This window comes from Paenibacillus sp. E194, assembly GCF_000935845.1.
In the GTDB taxonomy this organism is placed as follows: domain Bacteria; phylum Bacillota; class Bacilli; order Paenibacillales; family Paenibacillaceae; genus Paenibacillus_B; species Paenibacillus_B alvei_B.
In genome coordinates, this window is the sequence record NZ_JMDX01000414.1 from 1 (window position 1) to 2,815 (window position 2,815).

Genomic DNA, 2,815 nt, shown 5'->3' on the forward strand with positions numbered 1-2,815 from the left:
AGTAGCAATGGGAGCGGCATTAGGCGGATTTGTCGGAGCGGCTGTGAGTACGAGTCTACTAGCAAGCGCTGCTGTTCCTGTTCGAAGTACAGGGACGAGTCATGCTGGAGGTGGAGGCGCAAAAGGTGGTTTGCATCCGCTGAAATATCTGGCCGGTTTGTTCATGCAAGGACTCATCAGTCAATACGAGCACGAGAAAGCCAAAGATGCCTATTATAGTAAGTGGCTGCTGGGCAAGGTGTTTACAAGTGCGCGTCATATAGCAAGTTCTGGCGGTCTACAAGAGCTGGTTCAAAACATGGTAATAGAGTCGAATGCGATGGCTCAAGCGTATCAGCAGGTTCCACCTGAAGTGAGACAACGCTGGAAGGCGAGCTACGATCGTTATGCAGCAGAGCAGCCGAAACCAAAGCAAGAAGAATCCCGGTCATGGCTGACTATGCTAGGCGAAGCCAAGATCCAGCAAGCGGAAGCCCAACTCGCGATGGGGAAGAAAATTGCAGAGGTGGGCGTGCAGACCGGAGAAGAAATTTGGTCTGGAGTTAAAAAGACGGGAAATAGCATTGCGGAAATAGGTATCGATTTTTGGAATGGGTTAGAGGTACGTGCAAACAAATCGTTAGATTCTCCATACGACTTTGGCAACTGGTTAACGGTCGGGGCATTTGACGAAGTGAGTAGTAGAATTGAAGGATACAAGACAAGGGCCGACATGCGCAATGAATCCCCATATGACTATGTGAACTGGTTGTCGTCGGGTATTGCAGGTTCCTTCAAAGAAGCATTTAATCCAGATGATCCATTATCTAAGGAGCATTGGATGAGTTCCTTTGACGTAGTCACTTTAATTTTGGGGGCGAGAGGAGCTGCACCAAAAGGCAGTGGGCCTACTCTTCCGAAGGTGAATGCAAAGACGTCGGTGCCAATAGGTGGGGGGGCAAGTGTAAACTGGGGTATAAAGGAAAGATTGGAAGCCTTTCAACAGTCTGCTAGTCAATTGTCCAAGAACAAGTTGGTATACGATGGGCCAAATGCGAACTATAAATCGTCTACACAAAAACCTCTTGAACCGACGAAGAATCAGATTGAGGTGCGGAAATACTATCCGGGGAGCGATCCGAAGAATTCAGTATCAGGATCTACGTCGGGAAAAAATAAGAACTCAAGCGGTGGGGGTACGGGTAAAGGTAATAAACCTAACCTTTATGATAAGGATGGAAATTATACGGGTGGTAGAACTCAGAAGGAATTGGATGATTTAGCAGGCGATCCTTCTCATGGCGGTAAAATTAGGGATCAAGGTTTGAAAGAAAGAGAGATAGGACTAGATTTGGAACGACAAGGAAAACTAGGGAAGATAGTACGTGACCCACAAGGAAACGGAGGAGCAGAATTTATTGATATAACAAATAACGTTAAATGGGACGTTAAAAGTTTCGTATCTTATCCAAATGGTCATACTTCTCCCAAGAAAGGCGCATTTACAGTAAATAACGGGATGAAGGCAATTAATAAAGAACTAGATAAAACTTACAATGTAATTGTGGATAAAAGAGACATGATTCCTGAACATGTTGAACAGTTAAAAGAGGCAATTGAAAAATCTGGAATATCAGATAGGATTATTTGGTATCCATAGGAGGGTTAGGTATGACAACTGATGTCAAAGAAATTATGACTCGATTAGAATTACACCGCCTTTGGATTGAAACTATTGGAGAACAAGGCGAAAAACTAGGTATAGATGAAATTGATTTGCGAAATGTGGATTTGTCACAATACACATTAGACCAAGCATATATAACAGCTTGTATCTTTGATGGCATGAACTTAAAGCACAAAGATTTCTCTTCATCTGTACTAAGTTCATCAACTTTTATATCTACAAATTTAGAAGGGGCAGACTTTTGTAAATCTAATGTATCGTATGTGGACTTCACAAATGCCAATGTTAAAGCTGCTAGACTTGCTGATAGTGAATGTATTGAGACGGTGTTTGTTCAAGCTGATTTATCAGATGCAAATTTAGTAGCTGGTCTTTTTGATGAGACGGATTTTCGCAATGCAATATTGTTTAATGCTGATGTGCGGTTAGCTACGTTTGAAAGAGTTTTGCTAAAAGGAGCTAAATTAACTGGGGTTCGGGGGCTAGAAGAGGCTTTTATAAAAAGCATCAATATTGGGACGCCAGAACAACCAAATATTCTAGTAGGTGAAGAAGCTAGAAAATGGTTACAAGATAATAAGTAGACCCTTTACATCAGTAGAGAGTAGATCGTACAATACAAACCAACAAACCAAACACCAAACACTTGATAAACTTTCAAAAGCTCTTTCCAACTTGAACTATGAGTAGAAATGAGCTTTTTTTGCATGTTCAAAATCAAAGGAGGACGAAACGAATGGCAAAACTTGAACAGGTAGTGGCAGAAGAAGTTTGAAAATAAAGCAACTAGCACAGGGAGCAGAAAAAGAAGCTATTTCTATTGCCCAGGCTTACGCAGCATACGAACAGCTTATGGATGAAAGTCGTGGATACTGTCAGCAAGCAAGGAAATTACGTGAACAGGTGGCAGAGTTGCAGCAATCAGAACGAACAGGTTTTCAGGTTAGAGGGTTAGAGAAGAGGTTCAGCAGTTGTTGAACCGAGTGGAGTATTTGGATGCGGTAGCAGATCAGAAAGTTGTATTGTCACGCCAGCAAGCACTAGAACTCATAGACAGACTAGTGCAAGAAACGTCCGACTACAAGCAGCTTGTGCAATATAACTAGTCAGTTCTAGTACGGCAGGAGCAAGAAATTGAAGAGGCAAAGG

Annotated in this window: 3 protein-coding genes and 1 pseudogene; all 4 read left to right on the plus strand. The window is 42.4% G+C overall.

What is annotated here, in order from left to right; all coding sequences use genetic code 11:
• A pseudogene (locus AZ66_RS33175) lies at positions 1 to 1,639 on the plus strand (hypothetical protein); the annotation flags it as partial.
• An 11-nt stretch (positions 1,640 to 1,650) separates the two neighbouring features.
• Positions 1,651 to 2,250, plus strand: coding sequence for a pentapeptide repeat-containing protein (locus tag AZ66_RS28305; RefSeq protein WP_021261071.1), 600 nt, complete (start codon positions 1,651 to 1,653; stop codon positions 2,248 to 2,250).
• 187 nt (positions 2,251 to 2,437) lie between these two features.
• Complete coding sequence (locus tag AZ66_RS28310) at positions 2,438 to 2,644, plus strand: hypothetical protein (RefSeq protein WP_044357983.1); 207 nt, start codon at positions 2,438 to 2,440, stop codon at positions 2,642 to 2,644.
• On the plus strand, positions 2,638 to 2,772 hold the full coding sequence (locus AZ66_RS33475; protein WP_269433159.1) for a hypothetical protein: 135 nt from the start codon (positions 2,638 to 2,640) through the stop codon (positions 2,770 to 2,772). Before AZ66_RS28310 ends, AZ66_RS33475 begins: the two co-directional genes overlap by 7 nt.
• Positions 2,773 to 2,815: the final 43 nt, after the last annotated feature.

What these genes read in the sequence shown, in the direction of transcription:
- AZ66_RS28305 (WP_021261071.1), top strand. Translation starts at nt 1,651, where the DNA reads ATGACAACTGATGTCAAAGAAATTATGACTCGATTAGAATTACACCGC.